The sequence below is a fragment of the Rathayibacter sp. VKM Ac-2856 genome (assembly GCF_013205055.1).
GTDB lineage: Bacteria > Actinomycetota > Actinomycetes > Actinomycetales > Microbacteriaceae > Rathayibacter.
In genome coordinates this window covers 200,384-220,969 of the sequence record NZ_JABMLF010000004.1, presented here as the reverse complement: position 1 = coordinate 220,969, position 20,586 = coordinate 200,384, and the positions used below count along the sequence as shown (strand labels likewise).

The following is a 20,586-nucleotide window of genomic DNA, read 5'->3' as shown; positions in this document are numbered from 1 at the left end:
GGTGGGCGGGTGGGGGGGTCAGCGGTCGACGTCGGCGGGGGTCTCGAGGGGGGCGTCCTGGACGGTGGCGCGGTCGGACTTGGAGCGGTCGCCGCGGGTCTTCAGGAGGCTCGCGATCGTGGCGACGGCGATGGTGCTGCCGATGAAGGTGAGCGAGAACCAGATCGGGATCTCGGGGACCCAGAGCAGGGGCTCGCCGCCGTTGATGAAGGGGACCTCGTTGACGTGCAGGGCGTGGAAGACGAGCTTGACGGCGATGAAGCCGAGGATGACGGCCAGGCCCTGGCTGAGGTAGACGAGGCGCTCGAGGAGGCCGCCGATCAGGAAGAACAGCTGGCGCAGGCCCATCAGCGCGAAGGCGTTCGCGGTGAAGACGATGTAGGCCTCGCTGGTCAGGCCGTAGATGGCGGGGATCGAGTCGAGCGCGAAGACGAGGTCGATGAAGCCGATGGCGACGATGGTCAGCAGCATCGGGGTGACGAAGCGGCGGCCGTCCTTCTTCACGGTCAGCCTGTCGCCGTGGTACTCGTCGGTGACGGGGAGGACGCGGCGCACCAGGCGCATGAAGGCGTTGTCGGCCGGGTCGCCGTGGTCGCCCTTGATCTGCTGATAGGCGAGCACGAAGAGCAGGGCGCCGAAGAGGTAGAAGACCCAGGAGAAGTTCTCGATCAGGGCCGCGCCGACCGCGATGAAGCCGCCGCGCATGATGAGCGCGATGACGATGCCGATCATCAGCACCTTCTGCTGGTAGATCTTCGGCACCGCGAAGCCGGTCATGATGATGAGGAAGAGGAAGAGGTTGTCGAGCGACAGCGCCTTCTCGGTGAGATAGCCGGCGAAGTACTCGCCGCCGTAGCGCCAGTCGGCGACGAAGCCGATTCCGACGCCGAAGAGCAGCGCGAGGCCGATGTAGAAGGCCGACCAGCGGGCGGACTCCGCGATGGTCGGCTCGTGCGGCTTCCGCACGTGCGCGAAGAACTCGTAGACGAAGAAGGCGATCGTCACGGCGATCGTGATGAGCCAGATGAGGGGCGTGATCTGCACAGGGTGCTCCAAGGGGGTGGTCGACACGGGACCAAGGTCTCCTCCACTCCGGCCGACGACCTCTCGGAGGTGGTGGCGGAGCCGATGGCCCGGGATGCTCTCTCGCATCCGTAATGACGGGCTCACCGCAGACGGGAGTACTCCCCTTGCTGCCTGCGATTCTACTCAGGGACGGCGAGCGCGAGCCTGGGAGAGTACCGACACGTCGCTTCTGGATCCACCCGGGCCTATATTGGATCCAGCGACAGGGAGTCGCGGGGGAGGCGACGTATGGCGATCCAGACGGTCCTCGGCCCGATCGAGCCCGCGGGCCTCGGCGCCGTCTCGATGCACGAGCACCTGCTGACCGATGCGAGCGCGCTGCAGCGGCCCGGTGTCGAGGCGCTCGATCCGGACGCGCCGGTCACCGCCGGGCTCGCCGCCGCCCTGCGCTGGAGCCAGCTCGCGCTCGCCGACAACCTCCGTCTCGACGACGTCGAGCTGCTCGCCGACGAGCTGCGCCTCGGTGCCGCCGCCGGTCTCGGCCTGGCCGTCGACCTCAGCTCGCTCGGCTTCGGCCCCGACCGCACCCGCCTGCCCGAGCTGGCCGAGCGCTCCGACGTCGCGATCGCGGCCGGCTACGGCGCCTACCTCCCGCGGCTGCTGCCCGAGTGGTACCTCGCGCTCGACGTCGACGGCCGCACCGCGCTGTTCCTCCGGGCGCTGACCGAGGCGATCCCCGGGACCTCCTACCGCGCCGGGCTCCTCGGCCTGATGGGGACGACCGGCGCCTTCGCGACCGCCGAGGGGGAGCAGGAGCGGATCAGCCTCACCGCCGCGGCCCGCGCCGCCGCCGCCACGGGCTCGGCGATCACCGTCCGGCTCGCCGCCGACGCCCGCAACGGACTCGAGGTGCTCGCGCACGTGGTCGCCGAGGGAGTCGCGCCCGACCGCGTGGTCTTCAGCACGGTCGACGAGTTCCTCGACCTGGCCTACCTCCGCGACCTCGGCGGAGCCGGCGCCGTGCTCGAGCTCTGCTTCGGCAACGAGGGCGCCCACGTCGGCCGGATCCGCAACGCGAGCGACCCGCAGCGCCTGGACGCACTGCTGGAGCTGCTCGGCACCGACCCCGGCATCCGCTGGGTGCTCGGCCACAGCACCTGGACGAAGGGCCAGCTGCGCCGCTTCGGCGGGCACGGCTTCGACCACCTCGGCGCGCGGGTCCTCCCGGGGCTGCGCGCCCTCGGCGTCGCGGACGACCTGCTGCGCCGGATGAGCGTCGAGGAGCCGGCCCGGCTGCTGGACCGGCCGTGACCGCGGTCCGCGGACCCGACGACCGGCGGTGCCCGATGACGCCGACTCAGCTGACGCCGACTCCGATGACCGCCGATGCCGACCGATGCCGATGACCACCGATACCGACGACGGCCGCCGCCGATGACCGCCGCTGCCGGTGACCACCGATCCCGATCACGCCCCCGATGAGAGAGACGCAGACCCCATGAGAGACACGCTCGCCCCGCTCGCGCCGATCGAGCCCTTCCTCGTCGACGGCGCGTGGCTCGCGCCCGAGGGGGCGGAGATGCTCGACATCGTCGACCCCGCGACGGAGGAGCTGCTCACCCGCGTCCCGCAGGCCGGCCCCGCCGAGATCGAGGCGGCCGTCCGCGCCGCCCGCCGCGCGCACGACGACGCGCGCTGGAGCGGGATGAGTCCGCACGACCGCAGCCGCATCCTGAACCGCGTCGCCGACCTGATCGAGGAGCGCCTCGAGGAGCTCGCGGTGCTCGAGACCCGTGACAACGGCAAGCCGATCGAGCGCTCGCGCGCCGACACCGCGACGTCGGCGCGCGTCTTCCGCTACTACGCCGGCGCCCCCTCGCGTCTGACCGGCACCGTCGTGCCCGTCGACGCGCAGCACCACGTGTACACGACGCTCGAGCCGGTCGGAGTGGCGGCGCTGATCCTGCCGTGGAACTTCCCGATCATGACGGCGAGCTTCAAGCTGGCGCCGGCGCTCGCCGCGGGCTGCACCGTGGTCGTGAAGCCGGCGGAGCAGACTCCGCTGACCATGCTGCGCCTCGCGGCCCTCTGCGAGGAGGCGGGCGTCCCCGCGGGAGTCGTGAACGTGCTCACCGGCGACGGGCGGGTGGGCGCGGCGCTCACCGAGCACCCGCTGGTCAGCAAGGTGTCCTTCACCGGCAGCACCGAGGTCGGGCGGAAGGTGATGCGGGCCGCGAGCGAGGACTTCACCCGGCTGACCCTGGAGCTCGGCGGCAAGAGCCCGAACATCGTGTTCGAGGACGCGGACCTGGACGCGGTCGTGCTGACCGCGATGCGGGCGTCGTTCGGCCACTCCGGCCAGATGTGCACGGCGGGCAGTCGGCTGCTGGTGCAGCGCTCGATCCTCGAGGAGGCAACGGAGCGGCTGACCGCGGCGGTGCGGCGGGTCGCGCTCGGCGACGGGCTGGCCGGCGGCGTGACCGTCGGGCCGCTGGTGTCGGAGGAGCAGCGGCAGCAGGTGCTCGGCTACATCGCGCAGGGCGAGGCGGAGGGCGCGGTCGTCGCGGTCGGCGGCGGAGTGCCGGACCGGCCGGGCTTCTACGTGGAGCCGACGCTGTTCACCGGCGTGACGAACACGATGACCATCGCGCGCGAGGAGATCTTCGGACCGGTCGTCGGCATCATCCCCTTCGAGGACGAGGACGAGGCGGTGGCCCTCGCCAACGACCAGACCTACGGCCTCGCGGCGGGCGTCTGGACCCGCGACCTGTCGCGGGCGCACCGGATGGGCCGGCGGCTGCGCGCGGGGACGGTGTGGGTCAACACGTACAACCTGTTCGACCCGGCGCTGTCGTTCGGCGGCGTGGGGGAGTCGGGGCTCGGGCGCGACCTGGGCGAGGAGGCGCTGCGCTCGTTCTGCGAGCTGAAGAGCGTGGTCGTCGCGCTCTGAGCCTCGGTGCTCTGCCGCCTGTCCGATCTGCAGGCGATCCCCGCGGGAACGCGGTCTCCGCCGCGTCCGCGCGTCCCGTGCGCGGCGGATCGCCTGCACATCGGACAGCACGCCGCCGCGCTCCGACGTGCTCGTCCGATGTGCAGGTGCTCGTCCGATGTGCAGGTGCTTGTCCGTTGTGCAGGTGAGGACGGGGGCGGGAGGCGCGGATCGCCTGCAGATCGGACAGCACGCCTCCGTGCTGCGGGGTGCTCGTCTGTTGTGCAGGTGATCCGGCGTGGAAGCCGTTTACCGGTGCGAGGGCGGGAGGCAGGAGGCGCGGATCGCCTGCAGATCGGACATGCCGCCTCCACGCTGCGGCGCGCTCGTCCGGTGTAGGTGCTGGTGCGTTGTGCAGGTGCTTGTCCGGTGTGCAGGTGATCCGCCGGGGAAGGCGTGTGCCGGCGCTAGGGCGGGAGGCAGGAGGGGTGGATCGCCTGCAGATCGGACAGCACGCCTCCGTGCTGCGGCGTGCTCGTCCGGTGTGCAGGTGCTGGTGCGTTGTGCAGGTGCTCGTCGGTTGTGCAGGTGATCCGGCGGGGAAGGCGTGTGCCGGCGCTACGGCGGGAGGCAGGAGGGGTGGATCGCCTGCAGATCGGACGCCGGGTGGACGGCGGGGCGGCGGGTTGCGGGACGGCGGGGCTGCGGGTCAGATCCAGCCGTTCTCGCGGGCCTCGATGACCGCGCGCTGCCGGGTGTCGACGTCGAGCTTGCGGAGGATCGACGAGACGTGGTTGCGGACGGTGCCGGAGGAGAGGTGCAGCGCCTTCGCGATGGCGCCGGTGGTCTCGCCGCGGGCTCCGGCGCTCAGCACGTCCAGCTCGCGGTCGGTGAGCGGGCTGCGCGTCGTCGCGAGGGCGTCGGCGGCGATCTCGGGATCGACGTAGCGGCGGCCCGCGGCGACCTGGCGGATGACCTCCGCCACGTCCTCCACCCGCCGCGACTTGGGCAGGAAGCCGCTCACGCCGACGGCCAGCGCGCGACGCAGCACGCCGGGCCGCGCGTGCCGGGTGACGACGATGACGCGGGTCGCCGAGACGCGGCGCAGGCGCTCGGCCGCCTCGATGCCGTCCATCCCGGGCATCTCGACGTCGAAGAGGCAGACGTCGGGCTCGAGCCGCACCGCCTCGGCGACCGCCTCCGCGCCGTCGCGGCACTCGCCGACGATCTCGAGGTCGGGCTCCAGCCGGAGCAGGGCGGCGAGGGCAGTGCGGATCATGTCCTCGTCGTCGGCGAGGAGCACGCGGATCACGCGGCACCGCCGGGCACGCGCGCGTCGAGCTCGAAGGAGCGGCGCACCGTCCGGGCGCGCAGGGTGCCGCCGGCCCGCTCGATCCGCTCGGTCATGCCGACGACGCCGGAGCCGCCGGTGCCGCCGGTGCCGCCGGTGCTCCGCGTGCCCCCGGAGCTCCCGGTCGCCCCGGAGCCGCCGATCGCCGCCGCCTCCGCTCCCTCCGGCACGTCGTTCACCGCCTGGAAGCGCCACGACCCCGCCTCGCGCGCCAGCCGCAGACGCGCGGACTCGCCGCCGCCGTGCTTGAGGATGTTGGTCGTGCTCTCGCGGATCACCGGCCCGAGCACGTCGGCGGGCGCGCGGTCGGCGTCGGGATCGACGGCCAGCTCGACCCGCAGGCCCGCCGAGCGGAGGAGGTCGGCGGCGTTGGCGAGCTCGTCGGCGAGCGAGACGCTGCGGAAGCGGGTGGCCAGCTCGCGGGTGCCGGTGCGCGCCCCGTCGACCGAGCGCTGAGCGGCGCGCAGCTGCTCGAGGGCGCCGTCGGGATCGTCGCGGAGCAGCCGCTCGGCCAGCTCGAGCTGCAGGGCGATCACCTGCAGATGGTGCCCCTGCAGATCGTGCACGTCGCCGGCCAGGATGAGCCGCTCCTGCGCGGCCGCGAGGCGCCCCTCCGCGAGCCGCGCCCGGTCGAGCTCGCGGACGATGTCCCACCACCAGAGCATGCTGACGATCGAGAACGGCAGCCCGATCGCGAAGGCGAACAGCACCGGCGCGGCCTCGGGGGCGAGCGACAGCGGGGCGTCGCCGGTCACCCGCTCGAACTCGAGCCAGGCGCTCAGCAGGAGCAGGGCGGTGAGGAGCACCGTGACCCGCCAGCGGACCCCGCGCGGCCACGGCAGGAGCCCGACCAGGACGAACACCAGCGAGAGCGGCAGCGTCGTGCTGCCCGTCGCGAGACCGGTCGCCGCGGCACCGGCGACACCGAGCGCCGCCACTCCGAGCGCCCGCGCGCCGACCGCCCGCGCGCCGACCTGCGGGGCCTCGCCGTCGGCCCGGCGGTAATGCTGCGCGGAGACGGCGAACACCGCCGTCCAGACCGCCGCGCCGGCGAGGTAGCCGAGCACCCGCCACGGCTCCGCTCCGCCGACCAGCAGGGGCACCGCCCAGCCGAACAGCACCGCGAGGACGAACGAGCCGGCCGAGAGGAGCGTGTACCACCAGGTCGCGGAGACCCCTTTCCCGGAGGGGGGAGCGGCGGTGGTGTCGGCGGGGGCGGGCAGCGCGGTCGGCATGCGGCCCAGGCTACGACCATGACAGATGTCACCCCTCGGTCGGTCGTTCCTCCCGAGTCGCGGTGACGGGAGGGCACTGCCGGGCACCCCTCGCCGCGGGCTGGGATGGACACGTCCCGAACGACGGGGCGGCGGCCCGGCCGCACGGGAAGAAGGAGACAGCACCATGTCGACCATCGTCAGCGACGCGATCCTCGGATTCCAGGGACTCCTCCAGGAGGTCCCCGACCTCGTCCAGCCGCTCGTGGTGGCGCTCGCCGGAGCCGTGCCCTTCATCGAGGGCGAGGGCGCCGCGACGATCGGCATCGTCGGCGGCATCCACCCGGTCGTCGCCGCGGTGTCGGCCGCCGCGGGCAACTTCCTCTGCGTGGCGCTGCTCGTGCTGCTGGGCGCCGGCGTCCGCTCGGCGATCACCGGCGGGAAGCCGCGCACGCGCACGACCGCCCGCCGCGAGAAGTTCCAGCGGGCGTTCACCCGCTACGGCGTCCCCGGCGTGAGCCTGCTCGGCCCGCTGCTGCTGCCGACGCACTTCACCGCGGTGATGCTCGCCGGCTCCGGAGTCGCGAAGGGCCGCGTCCTGCTCTGGCAGGCCGTCGCGATCGTCCTGTGGACGACGGTGCTGACGGTGATCGCGACGCTCGCGCTGAGCGGCGCCGGCCTGGCGTGACGCGCGGGCTCCCCGCCCCGCCGCCCCCCCCACTCTCCAGAAGTTGTCGCACTCGACGCCCGAGTACGACAACTCCTGGAGGGTCGAGCGTCGGAGCGGCGGCGGGTGGCCTCGAGCGCGCAGGAGTTGTCGTAGTGGGAGGGCGAGTACGACAACTTTTGGAGCGTGGGCGTGGGCGTGGGCGTGGGCGTGGGCGTGGGAGCGGGAGCGGGCGCGGGCGCGGGGCGCGCGGGCTCAGGAGGGCGGCGGCTCCGCGGAGGCGACGAGGCGGCGGACGGCGTCGCGCGGGGCGTCGGCGACACGGGAGGACTCGGCGAGGAGGAGGGTCGCGCCGGACGGGGCGTACTCCGGCCAGTCGGGGCCGGGGTCGCCGGTGGCGGCGAAGGCGGACCAGCGGCGGGTGAGCTCGTCGCGGAGGGAGGCGGGGGCGTTGTCGCCGACCTCGGCGGGGGCGGCGGCGGAGTCGAGGGTCCGGAAGAGGAACGGCAGCTCGAGGGAGTGGCCGGCGCGGCGAGGTCCCGCGGCGGCGGGCTGCTCCCAGGTGAAGAGGTAGGCGCGGGTGGAGCCGGTCGCGCCCGCCCGGGCGTCGAGGAGGCGCCGGCTCGGCTGGCGGTAGATCGTCTCGGCGAGGCAGGCCTCGAGCTGCTCGGCGCCGGACACCTCGCGGCCGAGGTCGGCGCGCAGGGCGGCGGCGAACGCCTCCGTCCGGCTGCCGCGCACCGCGGGCCAGTGCGGCAGGAGCAGCGCCAGCTCGCGCTCGAGGAGCTCCGGCGCCGGGTCCGGGCCGCCCGGATCGACGAAGCCGGAGCCCTCGTTCACGTTCGTGCCGATGATCAGATCCACCGAGGAGGACGCACCGGCGGCGACCGCGTCGACCGGCGCGGCGGGCAGCACGCGGCCGTCGAGACTCGGACGGAAGACGGGCGTCGGGTTCGGGTGGCCGGCCGAGCGCCGCTCGATCAGCCGCTGCTGGGCGGCGACCACGTCCTCCCACGGCAGCGTGAGCAGCCGCGACGGCTCCTCCTCCGCGCCGAGGAGCGACAGCAGCTCGGCGGTGACGCCCTCGCCGTACTCCCGTGTGCCGATCCGCTCCGGGTTCCCGCTCTGCAGCACGGCGCGCGAGAGCAGACCGGCCGCGGCGGGGGCGGCGAGCAGCGCCGAGACCAGCACCGCCCCCGCGGACTGCCCGGCCAGCACGACCCGCGACGGGTCGCCGCCGAACGCCGCGACGCCCGAGCGCACCCAGCGGAGCGCGGCGATCACGTCGAGCAGGGCGAGGTTCGCGGAGTCGGCGTAGTCGGCGCCGAGGAGGTGCTCGAGGGTCAGCATCCCGAGGGCGCCGAGGCGGTGATTCACCGAGACGACGACCATCCGGCCCGCGGCGGCGAGGCGCGCGCCGTCCGACAGCGGCTCGGCGTTGGACCCGACGATGTGCAGGCCGCCGTGCACCCAGACGAGCACGGGCAGGTCGCGGGCGGCGGGCTCGGGGGTCCAGATGCTCAGATGCAGGGAGTCCTGCTCGGAGACGTTCGCATCGGCGAACGGCTGCGGCGCGACGGGCCCGGGCGAGGTCGCCGCACGCACGCCCGCCCACGGCTCCACCGCGACGCCGGGCCGGAAGCGCTCGGCCACCCGCTGATACGGCACGCCGAAGAAGGCGTGCGCCGCTCCGTCGGGCGTCGCGACCACCCTGCCGCGCACGACCCCGCCCGGAGTGACGACCTCGGTCATGCGGGCTGGTGCAGCACGGGCCCGTGGCCGGGCGAGAGGGTGCTCTGCAGCACGAGGGAGGAGGCGCCGATCGCCGCGGCGTCGCGCGGATTGGCGGACAGCTCGACGCTGATCGGGTGGGCGCGGCGGGCGAAGCGGCGGCTCTCGAGCCGGGAGCGCAGCGCCCGCGTGTAGATCGAGCCGGCGATCGCGACGCCCGGACCGGTCAGCACGAGCGCGTCGAGGTCGAAGAGGTTGGCGAGGGTGACCGCCCCGTCGGCGAGGTGCCCGGCCGAGCGCTGGAGCAGCTCCTCCGCGGCGGGGTGGCCGTTGATCGCGGCGAGGCTGAGCACGTCGAAGTCGCGAGCGTTCTGCTCGACCTCGAAGGTGAGGTCGAGGTCGGCGAAGGCGCTCCGATCCGCCGCGGCGTCCTCGACCACGACGGACGGTGCGGCGTAGCGCTCGAGGCAGCCGATGTTGCCGCAGAAGCACTCGCGGCCGCCCGGGGCGATGGTGATGTGGCCGATCTCGGCGGCGTTGGAGCTCGCGCCGCGGAAGAGCGCGCCGTCCAGGACGACGCCGGCGCCGATCCCGGTGCCGACGTAGATGCTGCCGAAGGTCTCATGCCGCGAGACGCCGCGGCTCCAGAACTCGCCGATGGCGGCCGCGGCCGCGTCGTTGTCGAGCAGGATCGGGATGCCGAAGCCGGCGCCCAGCTCCTCGCGCAGCGGGAAGTCGCGCCAGCCCTGCAGGGTGGGCGGCCCGAGGATCCGACCCGCGGCCTGGTCGATCGGACCCGGCGCGACGACGGCGACGCCGGCCAGGGCACGGCGGTCGAGGCCGGTGCCGCGCACGAACGCGGTGTAGCCGTCGACGATCCGGCGGGTGACCTCCTCGGGTGCCGCGAGGGCCGCACCGCGGATCTGCTGGCGCGCGATCACGCCGCCGCCGGCGTCCGTCGCCACGAAGGTGATCGACTCGAAGCCGAGCTGGACGCCGACGCCGATCCGCGCCCGGGTGTTGATCTCGAGCATCTGCCGGGGCTTGCCGCCGCTGGCCGTGGACCCGGTCTCGCGGACGATGCCGTCGGTCAGGAGCTTGCGCACGATCAGCGAGATCGACGGCTGGGTCAGCCCGGTCGCCGAGGTGAGCTCGACGCGGCTGATCGGACCGGAGGAGCGGATGATGTCGACGACGAGGGCGCGACTGCCCGGGGACGCCGGGGTCGCCTCACGACGCGCCATGCCTGCTCCTCACCGTCCGACCGACAGCGTACGGGACCGCGGCGCGGGGCCCCGCTCGCCGCCCGCGCCTACGCTGGTGCTGCCCGTTCGAGAGAGAGCTGCCATGACCGATCCGAGACCGCCGCGGCCCCTCGGGCTCGCCCTCGTCCGCGCCACCGAGATCATGGGCGCCGAGCCCTACTTCCACGAGTTCATCGCGGGCGTGGAGCACGCGGTCCGCCCGGCGGGGCACTCGGTGCTGCTGAACGTGCTGCCCGACCGCGACGCCGAGATCGAGACCTACCGGCGCTGGAGCCGCGACGGCGAGGTCGACGGAGTGGTGCTGGTCGACCTCGAGGTGGACGATCCGCGGCCGGCGCTGGTGCGCGGGCTCGGGCTGCCCGCGGTGATCGTCGGGCCGCCGTCCGCCGCGCGGGAGCTGCGCGCGGTGTGGACGAACGACGACGACGCGATGCGCGACGCCGTGCAGTTCCTCGCGGACCTCGGGCACGAGCGGATCGCGCACGTCGGCGGGCCGGAGGAGCTGCTGCACACGCGGATCCGGCGCGAGTGCTTCCTCAAGGAGTGCGCCGCTCGCGGGATCGAGGCGCTCGAGCGCTCGGGCGACTACTCGCGGGAGTCCGGCGCCCGCGCGCTGCACTCGCTGATCGCGGAGGCGCAGCCGCCGACGGCGACGATCCTCGACAGCGATCTGATGGCGATCGGCGCGCTCGACGGGGCCCGGCAGCTCGGTCTCGACGTGCCCGGCGCGATGTCGCTGCTGGCGTGGGACGACTCCGCGCAGTGCCAGCTCAGCGAGCCGCCGCTGTCGGCGGTCTCGCACGACGTGCAGGTGATCGGGATGCTGACCGGCCAGGAGCTGCTGAGCGAGATCGCGGCGTCGGCGAGCGGATCCGTCGCCAGCCCGCCGGTCGTCGTCGTGGCCCGCGGGACGACGAGCGCACCGGCGCAGGCCGCTGTGCAGCACGACGCGCAGGTCGACGCGCACTGAGCCGGACACCGGGCCGCGCACCGGGCCGCAGACCGAGCCGAGCCCTCCCGGGGAGCCGCGTCGTCGCAGATTCGCCATGCCTGATCTTTACATAAATTATTAATCTTTGTACTTGACGCGGGGCAGGAGCATCAGCGACTCTGGGCACGTCGCCGCGGTGATCGACTCCCGATCGGCTGCGGCGCCGAGACACGTCACCGGTCGAAGGAGCCTGGCTAACCCATGACACGTGCCCACAGCACCCCCTCCGCGTTCTCGCGGATCCCTCTGCGCCGCTCCCTCGCCGGAGCCGCCCTGCTGGCCGTCACGGCCGGCTCGCTGGTCGTCCTCGCCCCGGCGGCTGCGCCGTCGGCCTCGGCACGGACCGCCGCCGCACAGCCCGCCGCCCCCGTCGACTGGACGAGCGAGAACACCGCCTTCGTGCAGCGCGACGGCAGCGCCCTGACCCTCGACGGCGAGCGGTTCTGGGCGAGCGGCACCAACATCTACTGGCTCGGGCTCGACGAGAACGTCGGCGGAGTCGACTACCCCACCTACTTCCGGATCAAGGACGCCCTCGACACCGCGGCGCAGATGGGCGTCACGGTCGTCCGCTCGCACATGATGACCTCGACCGGCCAGAACGACGAGGACCCGCTGGCGCTGATGCCGCGCCTCGGCGAGTACAACGAGGAGGCCTTCCGCACCATCGACTTCGCCGTCGCCTACGCGGGCACCCTCGGCATCCGCCTGGTGCTGCCCCTCACCGACGAGTGGGCGTACTACCACGGCGGTCACCGCGACTTCACGACCCCGCTCGGGCTCGAGTCGGCGGACTTCTACTCCGACCCCGCCGCGATCGCCGCGTACCAGGACTACGTCGACGTGATCCTCGGCCACACCAACACGATCACCGGGACGCGCTTCGTCGACGACCCGACGATCATGGCCTGGGAGCTGGGCAACGAGCTCGAGGGGATGACCCGCGACTGGATCGACGCGCAGGTCGCGCACATCAAGGAGCAGGCGCCCGAGCAGCTCGTCGCCGCCGGCCGCCGCTTCGACATCGACCCGGACACCCTCGCGGCGCCGGACCTCGACATCGTCGACGTGCACTACTACCCGCCGACCGCGGAGCGGGTCTCGGCCGACGCCGCGACCGTCGCCGGCGCGGGCAAGGTCTACATCGCCGGCGAGTACGCCTCGACGGCGGCGAGCGAGGACCTGCTCGGCGCGGCGGCGGCGGACCCGAACGTCTCGGGGACCTTCTTCTGGTCGCTCTTCGGCAACAACGACCGCGGCGGCGTCGTGCCGCACGACGACGGCTTCACGCTGCACTACCCGGGCGGGACCCCGCGCGAGCGGGAGAGCGTCGACGCGATCGAGCAGTACGGCCGCGCGACGGGCAGCACGCCCGGCGAGCTCGAGCTCGGCTCACCGCTGATCACCGCGATCGACGAGGACTACGGGATCAACGAGATCTCGTGGCGCGGCACCGCAGGGGCCACCGGCTACCTCGTGCAGCGCTCGACCGGCGGCGAGTGGAGCGACGTGACGGACGGAGCGGTCTCCGCCTCGGCGTCGCCCATCACCGACTACGACTCCCCGGCCGGCGCGCGCTACCGCGTCGTCCCGGTGGGCGACGACGACCGTCGCGGCCCCGCCTCCGACGCGGTCGCCGCCTCCGCGGGCGGCGCCGTGCTGGTCGACCCGCTGCAGAGCTGGCTGCTGACCGCGGGCCACGAGAACGCGGAGATCGCACCGACTCCGACCGGCGGCGTCGTCATCGCGACCGGCGACGCGAGCGTCACCTGGCAGCGCGACGGGATCAGCGCGGCGGAGTTCGTCGTCTCGGACCCGTCCGCGGTCACCGTGGCGACGAGCAGCGACGGCGCGACCTGGACCGACGCCGCCACCACGACCACCGAGCGCGACGGTGCGAGCGTCGTCGCCGCGACCGGCCTCTCCGGCGAGCAGGTGCGGGTGAGCTGGAGCACCGGCACGCTGCAGCGGGCGACGATCACGAGCACCGCGGCGCGGGTGGCGCTCGTCGACCCGCTGAACGACTTCTCCCGGACGGCGGCGCACACCGGCAGCCTCTCCTTCGACACCGGCAACCCGGGGCTGTTCGGCGGGGACGCCTCGCGGGTGAAGCGCGACAGCGCCGATCCGGCGAGTCTCGAGTACGCCTTCGACGACATCAGCGGAGCCGACATCACGGCCTGGTACTGGCCCGACCAGCCGGTCGTGCCGCTCACGCTCGAGGGATCGGCGGACGGCACGACCTGGACGCCGCTCGCCGTCGAGACGCGCGGCGGCACCGGGAACTGGCGCGAGTACACGTACTCGGTCCGCGACCTGACCGGGGTCGACCGGCTGCGGATCTCCTGGCCGCAGGGGGCGGGCGAGGTCTGGACCCCGCAGATCGGCGCGGTCAGCCTGTACTCGCCGAACGCCGCGCCGTTCGGCCTGCCCGGGAGCCCCGTGCTCGCGGCGCCCGCCGACGGCACGGCGGACGTCACCGCGACGCCGACCTTCTCGTGGGAGCCGGCCGCGGACGCCGCCTACTACCGCTTCGTCCTCTCCGCCTCGAGCGATCTGGCGGACCCGCTGGTCTCGACGACCGGGCTCTCGGCCACCGCCTACCGCCCGCCGGTCGAGCTCGATCCGGAGACGCCGTACTTCTGGCAGGTCTCCGCGGTGAACGGCCTCGGCGCCACGGCATCGGCGACCCGGACCTTCAGCACGGCGGCGCTGCCGACCGAGCCGGTCGTGGTCGAGGACTTCGAGGGCTACGCCGACGACGCCGCGCTCCAGGCCGCCTACGTCCGCAACACCGGCGGCGGCGCGATCGCGCCGACGCTGGTGCCGGACGCGGCGACCGGCTCGACCGCGGCGCGCTTCGACTACGACACCGGCACGGCCGGTTACGCCGGCACGGTGCGGACGTTCGGCGCCGCGCAGAACTGGTGGGGCTACTCGGGCCTGTCGCTCACGGTCGACGCCGACCGGGCCGTGCCGCTCGCGGTGCAGTTCGTCGCGAACGGCGCGTACTGGGAGGCGACGGTCACCCCGTCCGCCGAGGGCGTGCAGCGGATCGAGATCCCGTTCGAGGACTTCGCGCCGCCCGCCTGGGCGCCGCAGGCCGACCTCGACCTCACCTCGGTCACGCAGTACGCGCTCTACATGAACGGCTCGGGCAGCGGCTCGCTGCTGCTCGACGACGTGAAGACCGTCGTGGCGGAGGCGACCACGCCGACGCCGACGCCGACGCCGACGCCCACCGCGACTCCGACCGCGACGCCCACGGTCGGCCCGACCGCGACGCCGACCGCGACGCCGACCGCGACGCCGACGGTCACGCCGACCGCGACGCCCACCACCCCGCCCACCACGACCCCGTCGCCCACTCCGACCCCCGCGCCCTCCGTGCCCTCGTGGCTGGAGTCGCTGGTGAAGAAGTACCTCCCCGGCCTCTGGCAGTGGTGGCTCGGCCGCCACTAGTCCCGACCCGCACCCCGCACCACCCCGCACCCCGCACCACCCCGCACCACCCCGCACCACCCCGCACCACCCATCCGTCCGCTTCACCACCTCCCGTCGCCGAAGGCGGCGACGGCCCACCGAGGAGAGATCCCGTGCACCGACCCACCACCCGCCGCACCACGCTGATCGGCCTCGCCGTCGCCGCGTCGGCCTCGCTCGTCCTGACCGGCTGCTCCGCCGGCGCGAGCAACGACTCCGGCGAGCCGGCCGGCGAGATCACCGTGCTGACCAACCGCACCGACCTCGTCGACACCACGTTCGCCGACTACGCCGCGACCTTCGAGGAGCAGTACCCCGGCACGACCGTGACGTTCGAGGCGCTCACCGACTACGAGGGCGACACGAAGATCCGCCTGAACTCGAAGGACTACGGCGACGTGCTGCTCATCCCGAGCTCGAACGTCACCAAGGACGACTACGCGGACTACTTCGAGCCGCTCGGCTCGACCGACGAGCTCTCGGAGAAGTACCGCTTCACCAACGAGGGCTCGTTCGACGGCACCGCCTACGGCATCTCGACCTTCGGCTCCGCGATGGGCTACGTGTTCAACCGCGACGTCTGGACCGCCGCCGGCGTCACCACTCCGCCCACGACGGAGGAGGAGTACCTCGCCGCCCTCGAGAAGATCAAGGCGACCGGCGTCACTCCCTATTACACGAACTACAAGGACGGCTGGCCGCTCGCGACCATCGAGGGCAACCTCGGCACGGTGCAGGGCGAGGACGTCCGCACCGAGATGATCAACGACGACGCGCCGTGGACCGAGGGCAACGACCAGTACAACATCGACGGTCTGCTCTACGACACGGTCGCGGCCGGCCTCAGCGAGGACGACCCGACGACCACGAACTGGGAGGAGTCGAAGGACCTCCTCGCCCAGGGCGAGATCGGCTCGATGGTCCTCGGCTCCTGGGCCGTCTCGCAGATGCAGGACGCCGCCGAGAAAGCCGGGAAGCCCCGCGACACGATCGGCTTCTGGCCGATGCCGTGGACACAGGACGGCGCGTTCACCTCGGTGACCGCCTCGGACAAGTTCCTCGCGATCAACAAGAACTCCGACAACAAGGCGACCGCCCGGGCCTGGATCGACTGGTTCACCGAGGACTCCGGCTTCGCCGCGAGCCAGGGCGCGATCAGCCCGGTGATCGCCGACCCGGCGCCCGACACCCTCTCCGACTTCGACGCGCTCGGCGTGACCTACCTCGAGCTCGCCCCCGACCCGGTGGGCGAGGAGGCCGTGATCAACGACATCGCCAACGAGGCCGAGATCGACCTCTTCGGCAACTCCTACCGCCAGAAGCTGATCGACGCGGCCCGCGGCGCCGGCGACGGCGACAAGCAGTCGCTCTTCGACGACCTCAACGCGCGCTGGGCCGCCGCCCGCGCCGAGGTGGCGGAGTAGCCACCGCCCGCTGAGGGGCGGTCCGCCACCCGCGGGCCGCCCCCTCCCCACCCCCTCACGACCGCATTCCCCGGGATGCCGAAAGGATCGACATGGCGATCACCGACGCTCCGCCCCTCGAGGTCGGAGCGAGCAAGCGGGCCGGCGGCACTCGCCGCGGCGACAGGCCGCCCGGCCGCCGGCAGCGCCTCACCGGGCGCCGCAGCACGCCCTGGCTGTTCCTCGCCGTGCCGCTGGCGTTCCTCGTCGTCCTGACCTACATCCCGGTCGCGAACATGTTCTGGTACAGCGTCACCGACTGGGACGGCCTCGACCCGGACAAGACGTTCGTCGGCCTCGAGAACTACGTCGAGATCTTCACCCGGCCCGAGATCTTCCAGGTCTTCTTCGTCAGCCTCTTCTACCTGGCCGGCGCGGTCGCGCAGCTCGGGCTCGCGCTGTTCTTCGCGACGCTGCTGAGCTTCCGGACCCGGTTCCGCAACTTCTTCAAGGGCGTCATCTTCTTCCCGTACCTCATCAACGGGGTCGCGATCGGGCTGATGTTCCTCTACTTCTTCCGGCCCGACGGCACCCTCGACGCGGTGCTCGGCGTCTTCGGCGTGCAGGACACCCCGCAGTGGCTCGGCGACCCCTCGGTCGTCAACGTCTCGCTCGCCGCGACCTCGGTCTGGCGCTACATGGGCCTGAACTTCGTGCTGTTCCTCGGCGCGATCCAGTCGGTTCCGGAGGAGCAGTACGAGGCCGCGGACATCGACGGCGCGACGTCGTTCGACAAGTTCCGCTTCATCATCGTGCCGAGCATCCGCCGGATCCTCGGGCTGTCCTTCATCCTCGCCATCGCGGGCGCCCTCTCGGCGTTCGAGATGCCGTACATCATGACCGGCGGCGCCAACGGATCCGAGACCTTCGTGATCCAGACCGTCGACACCGCGTTCCGCTACTCGAAGGTCGGCCTCGCCTCGGCGATGGCCGTCGTCCTGCTCGCGATCGTGCTGATCATCACCGCGGTGCAGCGCCGCGTGTTCCCCGACGAGAAGGCGGGCCAGGAATGACCACCACCCGGCCCCGGGCGGAGGCCGTCACCGGCCTGCCCGTCACCCCCGCCCGCCCCTCGCGCCGGCCCCGGCGCGGCTCGCTCCTCGGCGCGATCGGCAAGTACGCCTCGCTGATCGTCGCCTGCCTGTTCGCGCTCGTGCCGATCGTCACGATCGTCATGCTCGCGTTCAAGACCTCGACGGAGTACCGCAGCACCGGCCCGCTCGACCCGCCGAGCAACTGGTTCAACCTGGAGAACTTCGCCATCGCCTTCAGCCGGGGCGGGATGGTGACCGGGTTCCTCAACACCGGCATCATCCTGCTGGTGTCGGTGGCCGGGACCATCCTGATCGGCACCATGGCCGCCTACGCGCTCGACCGCTTCCGCTTCCGCGGCCGCGGTCTGGTGACGGGCCTCTTCCTGCTCGCGACCCTCGTGCCGGCGGTGACGACGCAGGTGGCGACCTTCCAGGTGATCAACGCGCTCGACCTGTTCAACACCCGCTGGTCGGCGATCCTGCTCTTCACCGGCACCGACATCGTGGCGATCTACATCTTCCTGCAGTTCATGCAGTCGATCCCGGTCTCGCTCGACGAGGCGGCGATGCTCGACGGCGCCAGCCGCTTCACGGTCTACTGGCGGATCATCCTTCCGCTGCTGAAGCCGGCGATCGCCACGGTCGTGATCATCAAGGGGATCGCGGTCTACAACGAGTTCTACATCCCCTTCCTCTACATGCCCTCGCAGGACCTCGGGGTCATCTCGACCTCGCTGTTCCGCTTCATGGGCCCCTTCGGAGCGCAGTGGGAGGTCATCGCCGCCGGCACGATCCTCGTCATCGTCCCGACGCTGATCGCCTTCCTCTTCCTCCAGCGCTTCATCTACAACGGACTGACCTCAGGAGCCACCAAGTGACCCACACCAGCACCGAGCGCCTCACGGCCACCCACCGCCCCCTGCACGACGGCTGGAGCGTGCGCGCCCTCCGCGGCCCGATCCCCGCGGAGATCGCGGGCGCGTCGGTCCCGGCGACCGTCCCCGGTCTCGTGCACACCGACCTCCTCGCGGCGGGCCTCATCCCCGACCCCTACCTCGATCAGAACGAGAAGAAGGTCACCTGGATCGGCGAGACCGACTGGGAGTACGCGTCCTCCTTCGCCTGGTCGCCCGACGGCCACGACCGGCACGAGCTGGTCTTCGAGGGCCTGGACACCGTCGCGACGATCACCCTCAACGGGCACGTCGTGGCGAGCACCCGCAACCAGCACCGCACCTACCGCTTCGCCGTCGACGGCCTGCTGGTCGAGGGCGACAACGAGCTCGTCGTGCGCTTCGCCTCGCCCGTCGCGGAGGCCGACCGCGCCAGCCTCGAGATCGGCTACCGCCCGCACACCTACTCGCACCCGTTCAACGCGCTGCGGAAGGCGGCCTGCAACTTCGGCTGGGACTGGGGCCTGGACGCCGCCTCGGTCGGGATGTGGAAGCCGGTCGCGCTGCACTCCTGGAGCGGCGTGCGCCTGGCCGCCGTCCGCCCGGTCGTGACCGTGGACGGCACGACCGGCCGCGTCGCCGTGCACGTCGACCTGGAGCGGACGGCGGAGGACGAGGTGGAGCTGACGGCGAGCGTCGACGGCGTCACCGCCTCCGTCACCGTGCCGGCCGGCGAGAGCTCGGCGACGCTCGAGCTCGCCGTGGAGGACGCGGCGCTGTGGTGGCCGCGCGGCTTCGGCGAGCAGCCGCTGTCGCTGCTGGACGTCGAGGCGAGCATCGGCGGCGCCGCGGTGGACGGCCGCACGCTGCGCATCGGCTTCCGGACGATCGAGGTGCAGCTGGACCGCGACGAGGAGGGCACCTCGTTCCGCTTCGTCGTCAACGGCGAGCCCGTCTGGATCCGCGGCGCCAACTGGATCCCCGACGACGCCTTCATCACCCGGGTCGACCGCGCGCGCCTGGCCCGGCGGATGGACCAGGCCGAGTTCGCGAACATGAACCTGCTGCGGATCTGGGGCGGCGGCTACTTCGAGTCGGACGACTTCTACGAGCTCTGCGACGAGCGCGGCATCCTCGTCTGGCAGGACTTCCTCTTCGCCTGCGCCTCCTACGCCGAGGAGGAGCCGCTGTGGAGCGAGGTCGAGGCGGAGGTGCGCGACAACGTGACGCGGATCATGCCGCACCCGAGCCTCGCCCTCTGGAACGGCAACAACGAGAACATCTGGGGCTACGAGGAGTGGGGCTGGGAGAAGCGCCTGCAGGGCCGCACCTGGGGCCTCGGCTACTACCTCGACCTGCTGCCGCGCCTCGTCGCCGAGCTCGACCCCGAGCGCTCCTACACGCCGGGCAGCCCCTGGTCGGGCGACACCGCGATCTTCGCGAACGACGTCGACCACGGCTCCGTGCACCTCTGGGAGCTGTGGAACCGGGTCGACTACCCGGCCTACCGCGACATCCACGCCCGCTTCGTCGCCGAGTTCGGCTGGCAGGGCCCGGCCTCGTGGTCGACGATCCGGCGCTCGATCTCGGACTCGCCGCTGACCCCCGAGTCGCCCGGCATGATCCACCACCAGAAGGCGGCCGACGGCAACGACAAGCTGACCGACGGACTCGTCGCGCACCTGCCGCTGCCCGACGACACCGAGGACTGGCACTGGGCGATGTCGCTCAACCAGGCGCTCGCCGTCACCCTCGCGATCGAGCACCAGCGCTCCGAGAGCCCGCGCTGCATGGGCTCCGTGGTCTGGCAGCTGAACGACTGCTGGCCCGTGACCTCCTGGGCCGCGGTCGACGGCGACGGGACGGCGAAGCCGCTGCTCTACGCGCTCAAGCACGTCTACGCGGACCGGCTGCTCACGGTGCAGCCGCGCGGCGACGGCCTCGCGGTCGTCGCGGTGAACGACGGCGTCGAGGAGTGGGCGGGCGAGGTCGTCGTGCGCCGGCTGCGCTTCGACGGCACGGTGCTCGCGGAGGAGCGGCAGGACGTGTCGCTCGCGGCGCGGTCCGTGGCCACGGTGCCTGTCGGGGTGGGCGCGGCCGAGGACGCGGCGGGCGAGCTGCTCGTCGCCGACTTCGCGGGCGAGCGCGCGTACTGGTTCTTCGCCGAGTACCGCGACTCCGCGCTCGAGGCGGCGCGCCTGAGCACCTCGGTGCGCGCGGTCGAGGGCGGCGCGGAGGTGACGGTCACCGCGGAGAATCTCGTGCGCGACCTGACCCTCCTCGTCGACAAGGTCGACCCGTCGGCCGTCGTCGACGACCAGCTGGTCACGCTGCTGCCGGGGGAGTCGGTGACGTTCCGGGTGAGCGGCGCCGGGCTCGACGCCGAGGCGCTCGTCTCGCCGAGCGTCCTGCGCACCGCCAACCAGCTCGTCGCCGACTGGGGCTGACGACCCGCACTCCGCGGCACTCGACGGAGCCGACCGGGACCGGCGCACGCCTCCCGGTCGGCTCCTCCGCGCCGCCCAGCACCTTCCGGAGG

The 20,586-nt window shown here is 72.8% G+C and carries 14 protein-coding genes; 9 read left to right on the top strand and 5 right to left on the bottom strand.

Features of this window, described 5'->3' with window-relative positions; genetic code table 11:
- Positions 1-18: 18 nt before the first annotated feature.
- Entirely contained in the window at positions 19-1,044 is a 1,026-nt protein-coding gene (locus tag HQQ82_RS13965; RefSeq protein WP_173234230.1) for a TerC family protein, read from the bottom strand.
- 270 nt (positions 1,045-1,314) lie between these two features.
- On the opposite strand from HQQ82_RS13965, the gene HQQ82_RS13960 reads away from it, so the two are divergent.
- Positions 1,315-2,337 carry a phosphotriesterase gene (locus tag HQQ82_RS13960; protein WP_173234228.1) on the top strand — a complete coding sequence of 341 codons (1,023 nt, stop codon included), beginning with the start codon at positions 1,315-1,317 and terminating at the stop codon, positions 2,335-2,337.
- A 187-nt stretch (positions 2,338-2,524) separates the two neighbouring features.
- Entirely contained in the window at positions 2,525-3,976 is a 1,452-nt protein-coding gene (locus HQQ82_RS13955; RefSeq protein ID WP_173234226.1) for an aldehyde dehydrogenase, read from the top strand.
- Between the two features lie 688 nt (positions 3,977-4,664).
- Here HQQ82_RS13955 and HQQ82_RS13950 read toward each other — a convergent pair.
- Both HQQ82_RS13950 and HQQ82_RS13945 read right to left on the bottom strand, forming a co-directional pair.
- A complete protein-coding gene (locus HQQ82_RS13950; protein WP_173234224.1) occupies positions 4,665-5,267 on the bottom strand; it encodes a response regulator transcription factor in 603 nt (200 codons plus the stop codon).
- Positions 5,264-6,541, bottom strand: coding sequence for a sensor histidine kinase (locus HQQ82_RS13945; protein WP_173234222.1), 1,278 nt, complete (start codon positions 6,539-6,541; stop codon positions 5,264-5,266). The genes HQQ82_RS13950 and HQQ82_RS13945 overlap by 4 nt, the downstream gene beginning before the upstream one ends.
- Before the next feature lie 166 nt (positions 6,542-6,707).
- On the opposite strand from HQQ82_RS13945, the gene HQQ82_RS13940 reads away from it, so the two are divergent.
- The gene (locus HQQ82_RS13940) at positions 6,708-7,208 is read left to right on the top strand and encodes a small multidrug efflux protein (RefSeq protein ID WP_173234220.1); all 501 of its coding nucleotides are present in this window, start codon (positions 6,708-6,710) and stop codon (positions 7,206-7,208) included.
- Positions 7,209-7,442: 234 nt separating this feature from the next.
- On the opposite strand, the gene HQQ82_RS13935 is transcribed toward HQQ82_RS13940, so the two are convergent.
- Together HQQ82_RS13935 and HQQ82_RS13930 are read right to left on the bottom strand one after the other, a co-directional pair.
- A complete protein-coding gene (locus HQQ82_RS13935; protein WP_173234218.1) occupies positions 7,443-8,939 on the bottom strand; it encodes a carboxylesterase family protein in 1,497 nt (498 codons plus the stop codon).
- Positions 8,936-10,162, bottom strand: a complete 1,227-nt coding sequence (locus tag HQQ82_RS13930; RefSeq protein ID WP_173234216.1) for an ROK family transcriptional regulator — start codon at positions 10,160-10,162, stop codon at positions 8,936-8,938. Before HQQ82_RS13930 ends, HQQ82_RS13935 begins: the two co-directional genes overlap by 4 nt.
- Before the next feature lie 103 nt (positions 10,163-10,265).
- Between HQQ82_RS13930 and HQQ82_RS13925 the strand changes: the two genes are divergently transcribed.
- The 6 genes from HQQ82_RS13925 (at position 10,266) to HQQ82_RS13900 (ending at position 20,494) form a co-directional block, all read left to right on the top strand.
- Complete coding sequence (locus HQQ82_RS13925; RefSeq protein WP_173234214.1) at positions 10,266-11,153, top strand: LacI family DNA-binding transcriptional regulator; 888 nt, start codon at positions 10,266-10,268, stop codon at positions 11,151-11,153.
- A gap of 222 nt (positions 11,154-11,375) precedes the next feature.
- Positions 11,376-14,636 carry a carbohydrate binding domain-containing protein gene (locus tag HQQ82_RS13920; RefSeq protein WP_173234212.1) on the top strand — a complete coding sequence of 1,087 codons (3,261 nt, stop codon included), beginning with the start codon at positions 11,376-11,378 and terminating at the stop codon, positions 14,634-14,636.
- Between the two features lie 134 nt (positions 14,637-14,770).
- The gene (locus tag HQQ82_RS13915; protein WP_173234210.1) at positions 14,771-16,081 is read left to right on the top strand and encodes an ABC transporter substrate-binding protein; all 1,311 of its coding nucleotides are present in this window, start codon (positions 14,771-14,773) and stop codon (positions 16,079-16,081) included.
- A 92-nt stretch (positions 16,082-16,173) separates the two neighbouring features.
- Positions 16,174-17,133, top strand: coding sequence for a carbohydrate ABC transporter permease (locus tag HQQ82_RS13910; protein ID WP_173234208.1), 960 nt, complete (start codon positions 16,174-16,176; stop codon positions 17,131-17,133).
- A complete protein-coding gene (locus tag HQQ82_RS13905) occupies positions 17,130-18,032 on the top strand; it encodes a carbohydrate ABC transporter permease (RefSeq protein WP_173234206.1) in 903 nt (300 codons plus the stop codon). The genes HQQ82_RS13910 and HQQ82_RS13905 overlap by 4 nt, the downstream gene beginning before the upstream one ends.
- The gene (locus HQQ82_RS13900; RefSeq protein WP_173234204.1) at positions 18,029-20,494 is read left to right on the top strand and encodes a glycoside hydrolase family 2 protein; all 2,466 of its coding nucleotides are present in this window, start codon (positions 18,029-18,031) and stop codon (positions 20,492-20,494) included. The genes HQQ82_RS13905 and HQQ82_RS13900 overlap by 4 nt, the downstream gene beginning before the upstream one ends.
- Positions 20,495-20,586: the final 92 nt, after the last annotated feature.